This is a genomic window from Streptomyces spirodelae (assembly GCF_017676385.1).
In the GTDB taxonomy this organism is placed as follows: domain Bacteria; phylum Actinomycetota; class Actinomycetes; order Streptomycetales; family Streptomycetaceae; genus Streptomyces; species Streptomyces spirodelae.
On sequence record NZ_JAFFZN010000001.1, the window covers coordinates 207,026 to 226,000 of the forward strand.

Sequence of the window (18,975 nt, forward strand, 5' to 3'; positions counted from 1 at the left end):
CCACGCCCCCGCCGACTTGGGCGGACCGGTCTCGGCGGGCCGCTTCTCACTCGGTCTCCGTATGCACCGGACGCGAGACGGAAGAGCGGAGGAGACGGAACAACGAAAGAAGGGAAAGAGCTGATGTGCCGGCCCGAGTGGGGGCGCGCACGCGCCGAGGCGCAGCGCCTTGCCGACCTCGCGCGGCTGCGCCGCGTCCGTGACCGTATCGACAGGGAGTACGCGCAGCCGCTGAACGTGGAGGCGCTCGCCCGTGGCGTGAACATGTCCGCCGGGCACCTCAGCCGACAGTTCCGGGCCGCCTACGGCGAGTCGCCGTACGCGTACCTGATGACCCGCCGCATCGAGCGCGCCACGGCGTTGCTCCGGCGGGGCGACCTCAGCGTCACGGAGGTCTGCTTCGAGGTCGGATGCGCGTCACTGGGCACGTTCACCACCCGCTTCACCGAACTCGTCGGCATGCCACCGGGTGCGTTCCGGCGCCGGGCGGCGGACGCGACGTCCGACGGTGCTGCTCCGGCAGGCACGGGCGACGAGGCGGGCTCCCCGGTCACGGTGCGGGGCATGCCGGCGTGCGTGGCGAAGCAGGTGACAAGACCGGTCAGGAATCGAGAAGCCCCGGCCACCGGCCGCGGCCTAGCGTGAGGGACATGGCAACCACCGCTTCCCACACCTCCCTCACCTCCGTCACTCTCGAAGTGGCAGACCCCGAGGCCGCCCACCGCTTTCACGCCGCCCTCGGAGTGGACTCGCACATACGGCAGCACCGGGCGTCCGAGGAACCCTCCACCGGATTCCGCGGCTTCGCCCTGGCACTCACGGTGTCCCGGACGGCCACAGTCGACAGCCTCATCGGCACCGCCGTGGACGCCGGCGCGACGGTACTGAAGCCCGCCGCGAAGTCGTTCTGGGGCTACGGCGGCGTCGTCCGGGCCCCGGACGGGACGATCTGGAAGGTCGCGACCTCCGCCAAGAAGGACACCGGCCCGGCCACCCGTGAGATCGACGAGATGGTCCTGCTGCTCGGCGTCGAGGACGTGAAGGCCAGCAAGCAGTTCTACATCGACCGCGGCCTGACCGTGGCCAGGAGCTTCGGCAGCAAGTACGTGGAGTTCGCCTCCGACGAGTCCGGCTCCGTCAAGCTGGCACTGTACAAGCGCCGCGGCCTGGCCAAGGACCTCGGCGTCGCCGCCGACGGCACAGGCTCGCACCGCATCGTCCTCGGCGGCACCGCAGGACCCTCCGCAGGCCCCTTCACCGACCCGGACGGGTTCATCTGGGAGGCCGCCACGCCCCTCCCCCACGGTCCGGCCACCGCTTCGGCGGCGTCCTGACCCCGGACACGGTCCCGGGTCTGGTTCCACGGGTACTTCCACCGGAGAACGCGAAGGCGACCGTCAGGGTTCGATGCCCGCTGGTCGCAGCCCGTCGGCCGAACGAACACGGGTGTCGGTACGCCGGGTTCGGCCGCGATCTCGTACGCGACCGCCTTGTAGCCCTCAGGGCCGAGGGTCCTTCTGGCTCCACGTGGGGTTGCGCGACTCGTCCTTGCGGTGGTGGTCACGGTCCGGAGCCTGTCGGGGCGGACACCCTGCCCTCAGTCCTGCCTGTAGGCGTGGCCTTCTTCGTTGAGAAGTACGTAGGCGGGATCGAGCGCTGCTGCGGCGCGGGCGCGCTCCAGCAGCCAGGTCAGTGCGGGGAGCGGGGCCAGGCCGAGGCGCTCGAGGAGTTCCGCACGCATCCCGGGCAGGTCTTCGAGCCCGGCAGCCTCGATGTACTCCGCGTCGTCCGCGTCACGGAGAGCTTCGAGCGCCTGTTCGTTCATCTCCCGGCCCTCCCGTTCCCCGTACACGGCTTCGTCGGCGCACGGCAGTCCGATCAGCACAAGCAGCGCGTCGCGGAGCGTGGTTCCGATGAGCCCGGCGGAACCTTCGGAATCGGCGAAGAGCACCGGGCGGTCTTCGCCGTCCCCCTCGCCGCAGAGGAAGTACGTGCCGCCGCTGTGGTCCTTCGCGATCGCCTCCAACGGCTCACCGGAGGCCAATCGCACCGGTTCGACGTGGGTGATGGGCCCATAGGCTCCGACAAGGGTGTCGAACTCGAAGGGGAAGTCGGCCAGCAGCGCGGCCTCTCGGTCGGCCTTCAGCCGGTCGAGCAGAGATCCGGATGTCGTCACGGCGGGACTCTACAGCGGGATCGACGGTGCCGGTCGGGCCGCGCGTGGACCCGCTCGCGGTCGTAGCGGCTGATCCAGCGTTCGGCGATGGCGTTGATCGGTTCGGCGTCGAGGTGGTGGAGCTTCTCCCGGCCCTGCCGGCCCCCGGCGACAACCAATGGTTGGGGAGCCAGGGGACGAAAGCCGGGCAGTCGCGTCGTCCGCACAACCAGCCCTCTCTCAGCCACAACGTTCAGTTGGGCACTCATAAGCTGAACCGGTGGACACCGATGCATTGCGATCGTTCGTCCGGGTAGCCGAGCTCGGACAGTTCCAGCAAGCGGCAGACGAGCTGGGCGTGACACAGCAGGCCGTCTCCAAGCGGATCGCCGCCCTGGAGCGCGAGCTGGAAGCACGTCTGTTCTCACGTACTGCCCGAGGGATCGAGCTGACACTCGACGGGCAGGCGTTTCTCCCCCATGCGCGGAGCATCGTCGCGGGTGTGGAACGTGCCATCACGGCGGTCAGGCCGGGGGCCCGGGCTCTTCGGATCGACGTTCTCGGGCTGCGGTGCGCGCAGGCTGTCGTCCTGCACGATTACTGGCGGTCACACCCCGAAATCAATCTCGACGTGGTGACCCTCAGAGCCCATGACCCGCGCGTGGCGGTCGCCGCCGTCGAGGCGGGCGACGTCGACGCCTCGTTCCGTACCGTCACCGACCCGTCCACGCTGCCGCCCGACCTGCAGATGATCCACGCGTTCGACTCGCCGCTTGAACTCCTCGTCGGCCCGAGACATCCGCTCGCCTCCGCGCGAAGACTGACACCGCAGCAGTTGCGCAAGCACCGGATCTGGGTGCCGGGTATCGCGCCCCGAAGCGAATGGGCGGAGTTCTACGACCAGCTCGCCACCCGTTTCGACCTCCGCATCGACGCGGCAGGCCCGCACTTCGGAGACGAGGTGCTCCTGGACACCCTCGCGGACTCAGCGGACGTGGCCACCCTCGTGGGGGCACGCGACCGGTACATCTGGCCGACGAACCACGACCTGCGCCGTATCCCCGTCGTGAATCCGACGCTCGCCTACCCGCTCTCGCTCATCCTTCCCAGAACGAATCCGCACCCGGGACTCCGCGGAATCATCGCGCACCTCGAAAGCCTGCCAAGGCCCCCCGAGGCGGCCTGGCGCCCGCCTTGGGCGACGTCATCACGCCCCGGCACCAACGCCCCGTAGATCCTGCCCAGTTACCGGAAACAGCAGTAGTTCCGGTCCTCCAGAAAGAGCCGTGCCATGTCCAGCGACCGCCTTATGCGCATACACAGTGCCGAGTTCCAGGCCATGGCCGAGAGGGTTCTGCAAGTCACCGGACTCACCTCCCGCCTCAATGCCCTGCCCTTCGACGACGAAGCGGGCAAGGCTGCGCTGTTCGAACAGATCCTGGGCAAGCCGTTGCCGCCGAAAGTCACCATCTACCCGCCCTTCTACACGGACCACGGCCTCCGCCTCGACCTTGCCGAACGCGTATTCATCAACCAGAACTGCACATTCCTGGACTACGCCGGCATCCGCCTCGGTGAGCGGGTGATGATCGGCCCCAAGGCCACGTTCATCACCGGCGGCCATCCGGTCGACCCCGAGGAGCGGCGGCTGTATCTCACCGGCGCGCCCATCGACGTGGCGGAGAACGTGTGGATCGGCGCCGGTGCCACGATCCTGCCCGGGGTCAGCATCGGACGTGACGCCGTGGTCGCCGCCGGCGCGGTCGTGGCCGATGACGTCCCGCCGGCAACCCTGGTGACCGGAGCCAAAGCCTCTGTGTACCGACAGTGGTGACGCGCCTCAAGCGGAATGCTCGCCGGTCACAACAGGGCAACGATGACCCGCCGGACATGCCCGCGTGAAGCAGACTTCACACACGCCACCTGCTCCCACCAGAGGAACCATGCGCTACGTCATCCGAGCGTCCACACTCGCAGCAGCATGCTTTCTGAACCTCGCTGCTTGTACCGGCAGCGACAGCAGGAAAAGCGATCCGCACCCGAGTCCGCGCACTGCTTCCGAACTGGGGCAGAGCGCCCGAACTGCCGGAGCAGACGGGAAAGGGACCGTGCACATCACCCCGGACACCGTTGTCTACGTCGACAAGACGCGCACGCGCTCCCCGGAGCACGATCTCTTCGCCGTCGTCGCCGTCGAGGCCGCGAACAAGACGAAGACTCCGGTGAAGGCCACCGGCGACAATGGCGGGTCCCGCTGGAAGACCCCCGACGGGCACACCGTCGAGGCGGGAAACAGCAAGGGGGCGGCACAGATCGCTCCCACTGGCTTCACGGACGGCGGCCCAACGGTCAAGCCCCACGCCTACAGGGTCAACACCGTTGCTTTCGACATCACCACCGCGGAAAGGGGTGGCACCCTCACCTATCGCGACGGCGACGGTACCGAATTCCGGTGGAAGATCCCCGCCAGGAATTCAGGAACCGCTGTCCCTGCGCTGAAGTCCGCGTTGCAGTGAAGCGTCACCGTCGGGAAGCCCCCTCATTCCGGCACGCAGAAGCGCAACCGGCGGAGTAGTTCGAGCGCTGCAGGACTGTCTCCTTCGAAAGTCTGGCCCCGCAGACCGGCCGGCACATGGGGGCCGAAGAGGCGAGCGCCGTGGCAGCGGAAACACAAAGATCTCGAAGAGCTGCTCACCGGCCCCGTGACACCTCATCCTCCAGTGGGCCCGAGGCCGGAGCCGAGCGAGGTGGTTGGGAAGCGTCGAGGGCGGCGAGAGTGGTGGCGGTGTTGACCAGGGCGATGTGAGAGAGGGCCTGCGGAAAGTTCCCGACGAGTCGTTCGGCGCGGGTGTCGTACTCCTCGGAGAGCAGCCCGAGATCGTTGCGAAGGCTCAGCAGCCGCTCGAACAGGGCCCGGCCGTTGGCGATGTCCCCCTGCTGGATGTAGCAGTCCGCGAGCCAGAACGTGCAGGCCAAGAAAGTGCCTTCGCCCTCGGGGAGCCCGTCGATGTCCGGGGTCCGAGGGTTCATGGCGTAGCGCTGCACGAAACCCCCGTTGAGGAGTTCTTCCTCCACCGCGCGGACGGTGCCCAGCATGCGCTTGTCGCGAGCGGGCAGAAAGCCGATGCCGGGGAGGGTCAGCAACGCGGCGTCCACCGTGCTGGAGCCGTAGTGCTGGGTGAACGTGTTGCGCCGGGGGTCGTACCCTTTCTCGCAGATTTCGGAAAAGATGTCCGCGCGCAGGCGCTTCCACCGGTCGGCCGGTCCATGGAGGCCGAAGTCCTCCACTGCTTTGACGGCTCGGTCGGCTGCTGCCCAGGCCATCACTTTCGAGTGCGTGAAGTGCCGTTGTGGTCCGCGCATTTCCCATATGCCGCTGTCCGGTTCACGCCAGTGTCCCTCCAGGAAGTCCATCAGCTTCCGCTGCACCTGCCAGGCGTCCTCGGCGGGCGGAATACCCGCGTGGCGCGCCTGGTGCAGGGCGTCCATCAGTTCCCCGTAGACGTCCCACTGGCGCTGTCGTGCGGCGTCGTTGCCGATGCGTACCGGCCGGGAGCCCTCATAGCCGGGCAGCCAGTCCAGGGTCAGTTCAGGCAGCCGCCGGGTGCCGTCGACGCCGTAGAGGATCTGCATCTGTTCGGGTTCCCCGGCCACCGCCCGCAGCAGCCACTCCCGCCAGGCGCGGGCTTCGTCGTCGTAGCCGGAATCGAGCAGGGCCAGAAGGGTCAGGGTGGCGTCCCTGATCCAGCAGTGGCGGTAGTCCCAGTTGCGGACGCCGCCGAGACGTTCCGGCAGCGAGGTGGTGGGTGCGGCGATGATGCCGCCGGTGGGCGCGTAGGTGAGCGCCTTCAAGGTGATCAGCGAGCGCACCACCGCTTCCCGGTACCGGCCACGGTAACGGCAGTGTCCCGCCCACTCCTGCCACCACCGCTCGGTGGCCGGGACCACGTCTCGGGCGGGCCGTGGCGGGCTGCCGTACTCGCGGGAGGTCCAGCCCAGATGGAACTCCACTCCCTCCCCCGGGCCGATGTGGAAATCCGTGACGGCCCGGCCGTCCTCCGTCACATCGAGGTGGAAGTCGCAGTCCAGCGTGAGGTGGTCCGGCCCGGCCACCGCGTGCAGCCGCCTGCCGTCCGGCCGGAACCACGGAACGATGCTCCCGTAGTCGAACCGGGGCACGAAGGTCATACGCATCGGCACCCGCCCGCTCACCCCCTCGACGCGGCGGGTCACATCCGGTCGGTCATTGCGGACAGGCATGCAGTCGAGCACCCGTACTTCGTCCCCGGCCTGGTGGAACGTCGTCTCCAGCACCAGGCTGTCAGGGCGGTAGCGCCGCGCCACCGACCATCCGTCACCGCGCGGCGCCAGGGACCAGTATCCGTGCCGCGCCTCGCCCAGCAGCCGCGCGAAACAGGCCCCCGAGTCGAACCGTGGCAGGCACAGCCAGTCCAGCGAGCCGTCCCGGCTGACGAGGCCGGCCGTGTAGGTGTCCCCGATCAGTCCGTAGTCCTCCAACGGCGCGGACAGAGTCGATCTCCTTACTGATGGCAATGGGTTGCTTGCGATGCGTGGTGAGAAACTCAGCACACGGGTACCTTCAGGCGCCCACCGGAAACGCGGGACCCGCGCGCGGCTGTTCGCGGTGAACCCACCCCTCTGCGGGCTTCCCTGTTCCGGGGATTCATCGGCTGAGGACGCACGCACCGAGGTGAACACGTCCGCAGGCCCACGGTTCAACCGGCAGCGCGCAGCGCTTCGGCGATCTCGCTGTCCGCCACGGCCATGGCAGCGTCGGCGCGGACATACCAGACCTCGCGTCGGGCCGGGGCCAGCCCCGCCCAAGGGTGCCGTTCGGCGCTGTACCCCAGCGTCCTGTACAGCACCATGGCATAGCGCTCGCGCCGCTCGTCCTCGCTCATACGGTCCTCTTCTTCCGTGGTGCTGAATCATCGGGCCTGGTCGCACCGTCCCGCCCTCGCCCCGCCGCAACGACGCCTCCGGGCCCCGCGCCTCCGAAGAACCTTAAGCGCACGGGTTGCGGGGTGCGTGAGTGTGCTCTTCTGCCCGAGCGCGCCGCGCTTTCCCGCGCGGACAATCCGCCCGCTCCCACGTCTGCCCGCGATCGACGTGCGCCAGCTGCCGTCCGACAATGGAAATGGCGTAGCCAGGCGAGGAGAGAGTCATGACACACACCTTGGAGTGGAACGTCCATCTCGACCTCTTCGAGGACGACCAGGGAGAGACGCAGGCACACGTGGTGCTGGACAACGGAACCACGGCGCTCACCGGCCGCGGCGCGGCGCACTGCCACCCTGCGGACATGAACGTGCCGGAGATCGGTGACGAGCTGGCAGCGGGCAGAGCCATGCGCGACCTCGCCCAGCAGCTGCTGAGCATCGCCGAACGCGACGTCCAGCGGGCCAGCACGACCCGGCCGAGGAACCGCCAGGTCACCGGATGGCCCACGTAACCGGCCTGCGGGAAATGGCGGAAGGGGGACGAACAGCCGTCGGAATCATCGACTGAGCCGGGACGCCGTCGGCCGCCTGAGGGTGGCTGGACGATGGCTATTCGTACGGGACGACGGCGACCGGACAGGCAGCATGGTGCAGCGCCGCATGGGTGACAGGGCCGATACGGGTGGGGAACGGGTGACCCCGCAGCCGACGGCCCACCACGAGCAGTCCCGCTTCCTTGCTGCTCTCGACGAGAAACGGGGCTCCGGGGCCCATCGCCAGCTCGGCTTCGACCTCGACGTGCGGAAAGCGGCGCCGCCAGGGCATCAGGGCCCGGTCCAGCTCCGCCTCGACCCGGTCCCCGGCGCGTATCACGACAGCCGGATCCGGCAGCGCGGACGGATACGAGTACAGAGCCCGCACACTCCACGCGTGCGCGGCCCGGAGCACCGCACCGCGACGGTCAGCGGTCTCGAAGGCGAAGTCCAGAAGAGGACCGCAGGACTGCTTCAGATCCACTCCCACGACCACTGGTGCTGCGGTGCTCCGGCTCCCGGCATCGGGATGCCGCACCGAGACGACCGGCATGGTGGCGTGGGCGGTGACCGACAGTCCGACGGAGCCGAGGAAGAACCCCGCCACCGGACCGAGCGCGCGGGAGCCGAGAGCGAGTACCGGTGCACCCTCGGCCGCGCCCAGGAGCGCCCGTACCGGACCGTCGCCGAGCGCCTCCTCGTGTACGTCGAGGCGTGCAGAGACCTCCCGCGCGGCCTGGGCGGCTGTCCGGAGGGTCTGGTGCGGCCCTGGTGGTCCCCCGCCGCTCTCAGCGGCCGCCTGGGAATCACGTACGTGCCGTCGGCCCACGGCTGTCACGATACGGAGAGCGACGCCGCGCCAGGCCGCCTCCGCCGCCGCCCATCGGACGGCGTGCAAGCTCTCGTCGGAGCCGTCGACCCCGACCACCACCGCGTTCACCCGGGCACTGTCTCCCTGCTTCCCGTAGCTTCCCGTACACACCTGGGATCGGCTCTTCTCGGCCGCCTTCTCCCAGGGGAGCACTGATGGCTTCGGCCGGCCACCGGGAGTGCGGTCGCCGCGCCCAGCCGCCTCGCCTTCACTCGCCCCCACTCCCCGCCCGCCCCGGAAATCGTGCAGGTGACACCGACAGCGGGTTCACTTCTGAGGAGGGGCGGAGCGAGACAGGCCGAACCGGCGAGACGGAGGCTGAGGCGCGTGACGGGCACCATCACCGTGGGTTTCGACGGCTCGGCGGCGAGCCAGGCAGCCGTCGACTGGGCTGCACAGGAGGCGGATCGGCAGGGCCTGCCTCTCCGGCTCGTCCATGTCTGGCGCTGGCACCCCCATCGGTTCGGCATGGATCCGGAAAAGGAGTACGACTGGATCGAGCACGTCCCCAAGCGGGCAGCGCAGCGAGTGGCGGAGCACCATCCGGAGCTTCAGGTCGAACGGCTGAGCGTGCCCGGCGTGGCCGCTGACGTGCTGGTCGATCTGACGGACGAGTCACCCGTCCTGGTACTCGGCTCCCGGGCCCTCAGCCGGACGAGCGGGTTCCTGCTGGGCTCCGTCGGGCAAGAAGTCACCGCGCGGGCCCAGGGGCCGATCGTCCTGGTGCGGGCCGCCTACGCGGACGAAGAGGTGCGTCAGGACCTGGAACCGCCGGAGCGGCCGTCCGGAGGACCGGTGGTCGTGGGGGTCGATCTACGGCAGCCGAGTCAGGCGGTTCTGCAGTTCGCGTTCGAGACCGCGGCGCTGCACGGGGCGAGCCTGCGCGCGGTCCACGTGTGGAAGCTGCCGCCTGTCTTCACCTACGACCCGCGAATGATCGATCGGCGCGAACAGATCGAGATCGGGCAACGGGAGCACCATGTGCTCTCGACAGCTCTGCGGCCGTGGCGCGAGAAGTTTCCCCAGGTGGCTCTGGAGGAGCGGGCGGGGCCGGGGAACGCGGCGCGGAGCTTGATCGAGTGGTCCGATGACGCGTCGCTGCTGGTGGTGGGCCGTCGTGTGCGCCGTCCGATGCTGGGGGCACGGCTGGGGCCCGTCACCCATGCGGCCTTGCACCACGCCATGCCTCCGGTGGCCGTTGTCCCGCATGCTTGAGCGAGCTCCTCGCGTGGGCGAGGCGGGCCGCCACGGAGAGCTCGCCTGGTGCCCGTTTTGCGGAAATCCGGCTGCGGCCGGCCCTGCCCGGCCGTTAAGCTCCGCTGCGCCGGGGCGGGCTCAGGGGGCGCGCCGGCGCCAGCAGTCGGTCGGTCAGCGGATCGGAGATGCACGGGGGATGACTTCTCAACTGTTCGCGGTCTGCATCGGTACGAGCCGGCCGCTGCGCCTGGCCCGGTTCTGGTCCGGGCTCCTGGGCTGGGAGACGGCCGACGATCCGGGAGCCGGGGTCACGCTCCTGCCCTGCGATGACACCGGTTTCCGCATCCGTTGCCTTCCTTCCGAGGAGCCGAGGACCGGCCAGAACCGGATGCACTTCGATCTCACGAGCACCTCCCTGGATGACCAGCGGCAGACGGTGGCCAAGGCGCTGGACCTCGGCGCACAACACATCGACATCGGGCAGAGCCCGGAGGAAGGCCATGTGGTCCTGGCCGATCCCGACGGCAACGAGTTCTGCGTCATCCAGCCGGGCAACCGGTTCCTCGCCGAGTGCGGCTTCATCGGTGCGCTGGCCTGCGACGGCTCGCAGGAAGTCGGATACTTCTGGAGCGCAGCCCTGGGGTGGCCGCTGGTCTGGGACCAGAACGAGGAGACCGCGATCCGCTCCCCGCACGGCGGCCCGAAAATCACCTGGGGTGGCCCACCCCTGATGCCGAAGCCCGGCAGGAACCGGCTGCACTTCGACATCGCTCCTCCCGCCAACGGCGATCGAGAGGCAGAGATCGACCGACTGATCTCCCTCGGAGCAACACGAGCCGACACATCCCAGGACGACGCCGACGGGATACCGATGACCGACCCCGACGGCAACGAGTTCTGCGTACTGACACCCAGGTAGCACTCCCCCTCCCGCACCCTCTGCACGCCCTCCCTGCGTCGATCCTGCCCGGCTGCGACGGCCGTGCAAGAGCGGTGCGACGGGCGTAATATCCCACACATGTCTGCTTTGGGCGGCGATGCGAAGAATGTCTTCGTACTGGGGCTCGATGAGCGGAATCGTGAGCTCCTGAATGACATCCCGCAGCTTGCGGGGTGTCGGTTTCATGCGCTGCTCGGGCGGGAGGAGCTGATGCACGGCGCGCCGGTGCCGCTGCGCGGCCTGCTGGAGAAGGCGGAGAGCAGGCTGGACGCCTTCGAGGGGTCGATCGACGCGATCGTCGGCTACTGGGACTTCCCGGTCAGCTCGATGGTGCCGATCCTGTGCGCGCGGCACGGCCTGCCGTCCGCTTCGCTGGAGGCGGTCGTCAAGTGCGAGGACAAGTTCTGGAGCCGGCTGGAACAGCAGAAGGTCTGCAACGCGCACCCGCCGTTCGGCCTGGTGGATCTCGACGACCCGAAGCCACCGCCCGAGGTGAACTTCCCGATGTGGCTCAAGCCGGTGAAGTCCTACTCCTCCGAACTGGCGTTCAAAGCGGCAGATCTCGAACAGTTCACCGTCGCTGCCGGGCGGATCAGGGAGGGCATCAGCCGGGTCGGGGAGGCGTTCGACTCCGTGCTGTCGATGCTGGACCTCCCGCCCGAGGTGGAGAAGGCAGGCGGCCAGGCGTGCCTGGCCGAGGAGGAGATCTGCGGCCACGAGATCACGGTGGAGGGCTACTCCCGGAACGGCAGGGTCCACGCCTACGGGGTGATCGACTCCATCCTGTATCCTGACGCGTCGAGCTTTCTGCGGTACCAGTACCCGTCGTCGGCCCCGGCCCAGGTCATCGAGCGGCTGATCGACATCGCCGGCCGGGTCGTACGGCAGATCGGCCTGAACAATTCGACGTTCAACATCGAATACTTCTGGGACCGGAAGCGGGACCGGATCAACATCGTCGAGGTCAACCCGCGACTGTCCCAGTCGCACGCGCCCCTCTTCGAGTACGTCGACGGCCTGCCCAACCACGAGTGCATGGTCAGTCTCGCGCTGGGCAACGAGCCTCTGCTGCCGTTCCGCCAGGGCCACTACAGGGTCGCCGCGAAGTGGTTCCTGCGGCGGTTCTCCGACGCGCGGGTGCGGCGGTGTCCGAGCCAGGACGAGATCTCCCGGGTGCGGCGCGAGATGCCCGACACGATCGTCGACATCATCCCGAAGGAGGGCCAGCGGCTGTCCGAGCTGCACTCGCAGGACAGCTACAGCTATGAGCTTGCCGCCCTCTACCTGGGGGCCGACGACGACACCGAGCTCGAAGAGAAGTACCGGCGCTGCCTGGAACTGCTGCCGTTCGAATTCGACGAGTAGGAGAGCCGCATGCGGGCTGCGGGATTGAAGCAGGTCAGCTCCTCGCCTCACGCCATCAAGGAGGAGGAGCACGTCTGGATCACGGCCCGCGACGGTACCCGGCTGGCCGCGCGCATCTGGCGGCCCCTCTCCTCCGACACCGAGCCGGTCCCGGGAATCCTGGAGTTCATCCCCTACCGCAAGCGCGACCTGACCGCCCTGCGGGACTCGATCAACCACCCCTACATCGCCGGACACGGTTACGCCTGCGTACGAGCGGATCTGCGGGGCAGCGGAGACTCCGAGGGTCTGCTCACCGACGAATACCTCGAACAGGAGTTCAGGGACGGCGAGGACGTCCTCGCCTGGATGGCCAAACAGCCCTGGTGCAACGGCCGCACCGGAATGATGGGCATCTCCTGGGGCGGCTTCAACGCCCTCCAGCTCGCCGCGCGCCGCCCCCCGGGGCTGGGTGCGGTCGCCGCGCTCTGCTACAGCGACGACCGCTACGCCGACGACGTCCACTACATGGGCGGCTGCCTGCTCAGCGACAACCTCTCCTGGGCCTCGACCATGTTCGCCTACACCTCGTGCCCGCCCGACCCCCAGGTGGTCGGCTCCCAGTGGCGCGAGATGTGGTACGAGCGGCTCGACGGGATGAACCCGTGGCTGGCCGAGTGGCTGGACCACCAGCGGCGCGACGCCTACTGGCAGCACGGCTCCGTCTGCGAGGACTACTCCGACATCGCCTGCCCGGTACTCGCCGTCAGCGGCTGGGCCGACGGCTACTCCAACGCCGTCTTCCGGCTGATGGAGCGGCTCACGGTCCCCCGCAGGGGCCTGATCGGACCGTGGTCGCACAAGTACCCGCACCTCGGCGTGCCCGGCCCCGCCATCGGCTTCCTGCAGGAACTCGTGCGCTGGTGGGACCACTGGCTCAAGGACGAGGAGAACGGGATCATGGACGGGCCGATGCTGTGCACCTGGATGCAGGAGAGTGTGCCGCCGTCCACCTCCTACGACGAGCGTCCCGGGCGCTGGGTCGGGGAGCCCAAGTGGCTCTCGCCGCACGTGCAGCGGATTCGATATCCACTGGGCGACCACCGGATCGGCCGGCCCGGCGAGCCGCTCGAATCGCCGCCGCTGAGCCTGGAGTCGCCGCTGTCGGTGGGCCAGTTCGCCGGAAAGTGGTGCTCCTACAACGCGCCTCCCGACCTGCCCTACGACCAGCGTGAGGAGGACGGCGGTTCGCTGGTCTTCGAGAGCGAGCCACTGGCCGAGCGCCTGGAGATACTCGGCGGGCCGGTCCTGTACGCGACGCTGGAAGTCGACCGCCCGGTGGCGATGGTCGCGGTCCGGCTCTCGGACGTCGCACCGGACGGCAGGGCGACGCGGGCGACGTACGGGCTGCTCAACCTCACCCATCGGAACGGGCACGCCGAGCCCGAGGCCCTCGAACCGGGTGAGCGCTACCGCGTGGGCGTCCAGCTCAACGGTGTGGCGCAGGCGTTCCCGGCGGGCCACCGGCTCCGGATCGCCCTGTCGACCTCGTACTGGCCGCTGGCCTGGCCGCCACCTCGGCCGGTACGGCTGACCGTGCATCCGTCCGAAAGCGAGCTGGAGCTGCCCATCCGTTCGCTGGACGAGCCCGACGAGCTGCCCACACCGCTGTTCGGAGACCCCGAAGGCACGCCGCCGCTGTCGAGCACGGTGATCAGGCCGGGTGAGCACCGCTGGACGGTCTCACGTGACCTGGTCGACTACCGGTCGGCGCTGGAAGTCGTCAAGGATCTCGGCGTCGTCCACATGGAGGACATCGACCTGACGGTGACCCGCCGCGCGTACGAGCGCTACAGCTGGACCAAAGACGACTTCGGGTCCGTACGCGGCGATATCGAGTGGGTCATGGGCTTCGCCCGCGACGGCTGGGACGTGCACACCAGAACCCGCACCATCCTGACGTCCGACGACTCGAATTTCTATCTGCACGCCACCATGGACGCCTACGAGGACAACCACCGGGTACGCTCCCGCAACTGGGCGTGGACCATCCCGCGGGACCACGTCTGACGCATCGCGGGGATGCGCTGCCGCAGGGGCGGGATTCCTGGACGCGGGGCTTGTTGACCCTCACACCGTGTCAGGCGGTCTGCTCGGAGACGTCATGTTCACCATCGGAGACTTCGCCCGGCACGGCCGCGTCTCGGTACGGATGCTGCGGCACTACGACGCGACCGGCCTGCTGCGTCCGGCCCACGTCGACCCCGCCAGCGGCTACCGCTACTACACCGCCGCCCAACTCGCCCGCCTCAACCGGATCATCGCGCTCAAGGACCTCGGATTCACCCTCCAGCAGGTCCGCGACATCGTCGATGAGAAGGTCGGCGCCGCTGAACTGCGCGGCATGCTGCGGTTGCGGCAAGCCGAGCTGGAGGCCGCCATGGCTGCCGCGCGGGCACGGCTGGTCCAGGTCGAGGCGAGGCTCCGAGCGATCGAGAACGAGGGACACATGCCAACGAACGAGGTAGTCGTCAAAAGCGTTCCCGCCGTCCGGGTGGCGGAGCTGACCGCGACCGCGGCGAGTTTCGAACCCGAGGACATCGGCCCCGTCATCGGGCCGCTGTACGAGGAGCTGTTCCGGCGTCTGGACTCGGCCGGCATCACCGCCACCGGTCCCGGCATCGCCTACTACGAGGACGCCTCTGAGGGCGGCGGCCGGATCAGCGTCCACGCGGCCGTACAGGTCTCCGCGCCGCCCCGGGACGGCGCCTCGCCCCAGGACGGTGCCTTCCGCGTCCGCGACCTGCCGCGCCTCGACCAGGCGGCGACCATCGTGCACCGAGGCTCGATGGACGCCGTCCTCCCGACCGCGCAGACCCTGGCCCACTGGATCGACGCCAACGGCTACCGGTCGACCGGCTATCCGCGCGAGATCAACCTGGAGTGCCCGGAGAACCGCGACGACTGGGTGACGGAACTGCAGGCACCCGTCACCCGGGCGTGATCACGCGCGCCGCCGGCACGGGCGTTCGACCTGGCGTGTGAGGGCGCTCGCCCGGGCGCGGGACCGCTGGGCCGGAATCAGAGCACGGACGTCCCGGAACTGCCGGCACTCCCTGCTCGGCCCGGGGCTCAGAGCGTGGCGCTGGTGTCGCTGATGGCCTGGTCGAGGATGGTCAGGCCGAGGGACAGCTCCTCCTCGGTGGAGGTGAGCGGCGGAGCGATGCGCAGGGTCCCGCCCATGCCGGGGAGCTGGACGATGTTCATGTGCAGCCCGAGTTCCAGGCAGCGCCGGGTGACCCGTGCACCCAGTTCGCTGGAGCTCCCCCGGGCCTCGGGGCCGGTGACGAATTCGAGCCCGGCCAGCAGACCTCGGCCCCGGACGTCGCCCACCACCGGGTGACGTCCGGCGATGTCCGTCAGGCCGGCATGGAGGAATGCCCCGAGCGATCGGGCCCGCTCGTCCAGTTTGTCGTCGGTCAGGACGTCGAGGACGGTGTTGCCGACCGCGGCCACCAGCGGGTCCGCGACGTGCGTGGTGAAGAACAGGAACCCTCGCTCGTACGCCTCCTGCTCGATCTCGGCGTTGGTGATCACAGCCGCGAGGGGCAGTCCCGCACCGAGGGTCTTGGAGAGGGTGAGGATGTCGGGTACCACACCGTCGCGTTCGAACGCGTACCAGGTCCCGGTACGGCACAGGCCGGTCTGCGCCTCGTCGAGGATCAGCAGCATGCCGCGTTCCCGGCACTTCTCCAGGAGGGCGGCGAAATAGCCGGGCGGTGGCTCGATGATGCCGCCCGAGCTGAGGATCGGTTCGACGAGGCACGCCGCCAGGCTTCCGGTCGACTGGGCGTCGATCAGGTCGAAGCCGAAGTCGAGCTGGCGCTGCCAGTCCAGCGTGCCCTCCTCCGTCGTGAAATCGGGCCGGTACGTGTTCGGTACGGGGAGGGCGAAGTTACCGGGCGCGCCGGGGCCGTATCCCTTGCGGCCGGCGCTGTAGGTGGCGGAGGCCGCGGCCTGCGTCATGCCGTGCCAGGACCGTGCGAACGACACGATCTCGTGCTTGCCGGTGACGAGCTTGGCCATCCGGAGGGCGGCTTCGTTCGACTCCGCTCCGGTCGTCAGCAGCAGCGCCTTCTCCAGCGGCGCAGGCAGGGTGTCGGCCAGCCGCCGGGCGAGGTCGACCACCGGGCGGCTGAGCATGCCGCTGAAGAGGTGGTCGAGAGTGGCGACCTGCTGCTGGACCGTGGCGACGATCTGAGGGTGCGAGTGGCCGAGGATCGCGCTCATCTGGCCGGACGTGAAGTCGAGGAGCTTACGGCCGTCAGCGGTGAACAGGAAGCTCCCCTCGGCGCGGTCGATGATCTCGCGGGTGAACGCGCCGCCGTAGCGCACGAGGTGCCTCTCGGCGTCGGCCCAGAAAGCCGCGGTGGACGACGCGGTGGACGGCGGGGTGGACGGCGGGGTGGTCGAAGCAGCCATGTCCCGACGGTAGGTGGCGCCCGAGCGACACGTCCATCTCACGATTCCTGCTTTCCTGTTCGGCAGAACCGCACAACAATGTGCCCCGTGATGAACCCCTGGAGGCTGCGGCTGCTGAGCCAGCTGGACACGCTGGGCACCATCCGAGCCGTCGCCCAAGCCGCCAGCATGAGCCCGTCGAGCGTCTCCCAGCAGCTCGCCGTACTGGAGGCCGAGACGCGCACCCAGCTGCTGGAGCGCACCGGCCGCCGCGTACGGCTGACCTCGGCAGGGCTGATCCTCGCGCGGCGTGCCCGGGCGATCCTCGATCACATGGAAAGCGTCGAGGCGGAGCTGCGGGGGTTCGGCGAGGAGCCGGCCGGGCTGGTGCGGCTGGGGGCGTTCCAGAGCGCGATCCACACCATGGCCGTGCCGGCGGTGACCCGCCTGGCGAACGAGTACCCGCACCTCGACGTGGAGCTCGTGCAGTTGGAGCCGCACGAGAGCATGCCCGCGCTGCGCAGCGGTGACGCGGACATCATCATCACGACCACTGACTTCGACGAGCTGCCGCTGGGCCCCGATCTCGATCTCGTACCGCTGGCAACTGATCCGATCCTGCTGGTCGTCCCGCCCGGGCAACCCGCGGCCGGACGGGGCCCGGTGGACCTGGCGGCGTACGCGGACGAGCCGTGGGCGTTCGACATGCCGCAGTCCTATATGGCCAACCTCGCGCTGCGCCTGTGCCGGCAGGCGAGGTTCGAGCCGCGGGTGGTGTGCCGCTTCAGCAACTACATGATGACCTTGCAGCACGTCGAGGCCGGGCTGTCGATCGCGCTGCTGCCCGGGCTGGCCGTCGACCGCCGCCGCTACCGCGTCGCCACCAGGGAGCTGGCGACCCCCGTGACACGTACGATCACGGCCGCGATCCGCCGTGGTTCCCCGCCGCGCGCGGCGGTACGGGCCGTATTGCACGTGCTGCGCGGCAACCCGGACCTTCCGCTGCTGGGGCAGTGAGTGAGCGTCGTCAAAAGGGCACAGTCGGCCATCTGCCCCGTGGAGCCTCCGCACACTCGGAAAGCTGGGTCCCCCGGTGGCGTTCATCGCCCTGTGGTCCACCAACCTGATCGTCTACTGGACCGGTTGGGACACCAACTGGAAGCTGTTCGTCGCCATCGTGCTCGGCTACCTCCTGATGGCCGTGCACGACGCCACTTCCAAGCGTGAGATGCCCGCGCTCGACTTCCAGCACGGCTGGTGGGTGCTGGTCTGGTTCGCCGGTCTGGCTTTCATCAGCTACCTCGGCGACTATCCGAAGAAGGCGGAGAACGCCGGCAACCTCGGCGTACTCGGCCTCGGTGCCGGGGCCGTGGCCACCCTCGTCCTCAGCGCACTGGTGATCTGGCTGGCGCTGCGGTCGACGCTGCCGACAGCGCGGGTCCGCGAGATCCTCGCAGAACAAGGCCCGCGGGAAGCCTGAGACTCCTCCCCTCCCCGGCGGGCGAGGAACCTGCGACCCGCAGGGTTCTCGCCCGCGCCGGGTTGCTTCTGCGCGCGGTGTCCGTCGCCCACGCGGGCGTCATTCCGTCGTGTGCGCGAGGACGGCTGAGGCCAGTTCCTCGTGTACCTCGGGCGGCAGCGTGTGTCCCATACCCCTCACGGTCGTCAGCCGCGCTCCCGGGATCTGCTCGGCGATGAGCGCGCCGTGGCCCGGTTTGGCCGGCTCGTGGGTGCCCTCGATGACCAGCGTGGGGGCTTTGACCTGGTGCAGGACGCCCACCGGCTCGAAGTCCGGTTTCGCCGCTGCGGCCAGCCGGTGGTTGGCCGCGGCCGACAGGTCGCGGGCCCGGTCGTAGATCCTCTCCTGCAGCCGGCGCGCCGCGTCCTCGTCGAACGGCAGCCCGGTGCCGTGCAGTACGCGCTGCTCGGCGATCATGCTGTCGACCCGCGCGCGACGGCCCTCCGGCTGTGGAGCGGCTATCAGCGCGCGGTAGAAGTCCACGAACTCCGGCTCGGGCTCGGGCAGGCTCCCCTCGGGTTGCGGCTGCCCCAGCAGAGCCCGCATGATCACCTGGCCTTCGCCGCCGCCGAGTGGCGAGGAGCCGATGACGGTCAGCGAGCGCACCCGTTCCGGCTGCTCCACCGCGATGTACTGGCCGAGCAGTCCGCCCGCCGAGTGGCAGACCAGGTGGGCGCTTCGCAGACCATGGGCGTCCAGCACCCGGTACACGTCGTCCTTGATGTCGTCCCAGGTGTACGGGGACTCCGCGAAGTCGACAGTGTCCGACATACCGGTGTCACGGTGGTCGTACCGGATCACCCGGCGGCCTCCGGCGACAAGGCGGCCGATGAACTCCTCCGGCCACAGGACGCCCTGCGACATCGAGCCCATGATCAACAGAATCGGCGCGTCCGTGGTGGCGCCGAACTCTTCGCTCCAGATGTTCTTCGTCTCATTCATGTCTCAGAGCATGTCCTCCCCCGCTGCGGATGCCATCCGTAGAACTACTGGT

19 protein-coding genes are annotated in these 18,975 nt (G+C 69.1%); 13 read left to right on the forward strand and 6 right to left on the reverse strand.

What is annotated here, in order from left to right; all coding sequences use genetic code 11:
* Positions 1-123 precede the first annotated feature (123 nt).
* The gene (locus JW592_RS00890; protein WP_209262862.1) at positions 124-645 is read left to right on the forward strand and encodes a helix-turn-helix transcriptional regulator; all 522 of its coding nucleotides are present in this window, start codon (positions 124-126) and stop codon (positions 643-645) included.
* A gap of 5 nt (positions 646-650) precedes the next feature.
* Positions 651-1,334, forward strand: a complete 684-nt coding sequence (locus JW592_RS00895; protein WP_209262863.1) for a VOC family protein — start codon at positions 651-653, stop codon at positions 1,332-1,334.
* A 263-nt stretch (positions 1,335-1,597) separates the two neighbouring features.
* On the opposite strand, the gene JW592_RS00900 is transcribed toward JW592_RS00895, so the two are convergent.
* The gene (locus tag JW592_RS00900) at positions 1,598-2,176 is read right to left on the reverse strand and encodes a hypothetical protein (RefSeq protein ID WP_209262864.1); all 579 of its coding nucleotides are present in this window, start codon (positions 2,174-2,176) and stop codon (positions 1,598-1,600) included.
* A 259-nt stretch (positions 2,177-2,435) separates the two neighbouring features.
* Here JW592_RS00900 and JW592_RS00905 point away from each other — a divergent pair, with 259 nt between their 5' ends.
* From JW592_RS00905 to JW592_RS00915, 3 genes are all read left to right on the forward strand, one after another.
* The gene (locus tag JW592_RS00905) at positions 2,436-3,389 is read left to right on the forward strand and encodes a LysR family transcriptional regulator (RefSeq protein ID WP_209262865.1); all 954 of its coding nucleotides are present in this window, start codon (positions 2,436-2,438) and stop codon (positions 3,387-3,389) included.
* A gap of 57 nt (positions 3,390-3,446) precedes the next feature.
* Positions 3,447-3,989 (forward strand): DapH/DapD/GlmU-related protein, encoded by a 543-nt coding sequence (locus JW592_RS00910; RefSeq protein WP_209262866.1) that lies wholly within the window; start codon positions 3,447-3,449, stop codon positions 3,987-3,989.
* Positions 3,990-4,263: 274 nt separating this feature from the next.
* Positions 4,264-4,671: a hypothetical protein gene (locus tag JW592_RS00915; protein ID WP_209262867.1), complete on the forward strand. Its 408-nt coding sequence runs from the start codon at positions 4,264-4,266 to the stop codon at positions 4,669-4,671.
* Positions 4,672-4,846: 175 nt separating this feature from the next.
* Here the strand turns inward: JW592_RS00915 and JW592_RS00920 are convergent, their stop codons facing one another.
* Positions 4,847-6,685 (reverse strand): glycoside hydrolase family 15 protein, encoded by a 1,839-nt coding sequence (locus tag JW592_RS00920; protein ID WP_209263122.1) that lies wholly within the window; start codon positions 6,683-6,685, stop codon positions 4,847-4,849.
* 206 nt (positions 6,686-6,891) lie between these two features.
* Positions 6,892-7,077, reverse strand: a complete 186-nt coding sequence (locus tag JW592_RS00925) for a hypothetical protein (RefSeq protein WP_209262868.1) — start codon at positions 7,075-7,077, stop codon at positions 6,892-6,894.
* A 263-nt stretch (positions 7,078-7,340) separates the two neighbouring features.
* Between JW592_RS00925 and JW592_RS00930 the strand changes: the two genes are divergently transcribed.
* The gene (locus JW592_RS00930; protein WP_209262869.1) at positions 7,341-7,628 is read left to right on the forward strand and encodes a DUF1876 domain-containing protein; all 288 of its coding nucleotides are present in this window, start codon (positions 7,341-7,343) and stop codon (positions 7,626-7,628) included.
* Positions 7,629-7,725: 97 nt separating this feature from the next.
* Here the strand turns inward: JW592_RS00930 and JW592_RS00935 are convergent, their stop codons facing one another.
* A complete protein-coding gene (locus JW592_RS00935) occupies positions 7,726-8,589 on the reverse strand; it encodes a universal stress protein (protein ID WP_209262870.1) in 864 nt (287 codons plus the stop codon).
* A 258-nt stretch (positions 8,590-8,847) separates the two neighbouring features.
* On the opposite strand from JW592_RS00935, the gene JW592_RS00940 reads away from it, so the two are divergent.
* The 5 genes from JW592_RS00940 to JW592_RS00960 all read left to right on the forward strand — a co-directional run bounded on the left by JW592_RS00940 (position 8,848) and on the right by JW592_RS00960 (position 15,005).
* Positions 8,848-9,735: a universal stress protein gene (locus JW592_RS00940; RefSeq protein WP_209262871.1), complete on the forward strand. Its 888-nt coding sequence runs from the start codon at positions 8,848-8,850 to the stop codon at positions 9,733-9,735.
* Between the two features lie 178 nt (positions 9,736-9,913).
* Positions 9,914-10,636, forward strand: coding sequence for a VOC family protein (locus JW592_RS00945; protein WP_209262872.1), 723 nt, complete (start codon positions 9,914-9,916; stop codon positions 10,634-10,636).
* A gap of 231 nt (positions 10,637-10,867) precedes the next feature.
* Complete coding sequence (locus JW592_RS00950) at positions 10,868-12,022, forward strand: ATP-grasp domain-containing protein (RefSeq protein WP_229374970.1); 1,155 nt, start codon at positions 10,868-10,870, stop codon at positions 12,020-12,022.
* 24 nt (positions 12,023-12,046) lie between these two features.
* Positions 12,047-14,071, forward strand: coding sequence for a CocE/NonD family hydrolase (locus JW592_RS00955; protein ID WP_209263123.1), 2,025 nt, complete (start codon positions 12,047-12,049; stop codon positions 14,069-14,071).
* 94 nt (positions 14,072-14,165) lie between these two features.
* Entirely contained in the window at positions 14,166-15,005 is an 840-nt protein-coding gene (locus JW592_RS00960; RefSeq protein WP_209262874.1) for a MerR family transcriptional regulator, read from the forward strand.
* 128 nt (positions 15,006-15,133) lie between these two features.
* On the opposite strand, the gene JW592_RS00965 is transcribed toward JW592_RS00960, so the two are convergent.
* On the reverse strand, positions 15,134-16,483 hold the full coding sequence (locus tag JW592_RS00965) for an aspartate aminotransferase family protein (protein ID WP_209262875.1): 1,350 nt from the start codon (positions 16,481-16,483) through the stop codon (positions 15,134-15,136).
* Between the two features lie 90 nt (positions 16,484-16,573).
* On the opposite strand from JW592_RS00965, the gene JW592_RS00970 reads away from it, so the two are divergent.
* Both JW592_RS00970 and JW592_RS00975 read left to right on the forward strand, forming a co-directional pair.
* Complete coding sequence (locus JW592_RS00970; protein WP_229375024.1) at positions 16,574-17,479, forward strand: LysR family transcriptional regulator; 906 nt, start codon at positions 16,574-16,576, stop codon at positions 17,477-17,479.
* Positions 17,480-17,555: 76 nt separating this feature from the next.
* Positions 17,556-17,942, forward strand: coding sequence for a hypothetical protein (locus JW592_RS00975; protein WP_229374971.1), 387 nt, complete (start codon positions 17,556-17,558; stop codon positions 17,940-17,942).
* Positions 17,943-18,041: 99 nt separating this feature from the next.
* Here JW592_RS00975 and JW592_RS00980 read toward each other — a convergent pair whose 3' ends face one another.
* Positions 18,042-18,923 carry an alpha/beta fold hydrolase gene (locus tag JW592_RS00980; RefSeq protein ID WP_209262877.1) on the reverse strand — a complete coding sequence of 294 codons (882 nt, stop codon included), beginning with the start codon at positions 18,921-18,923 and terminating at the stop codon, positions 18,042-18,044.
* Positions 18,924-18,975 lie beyond the last annotated feature (52 nt).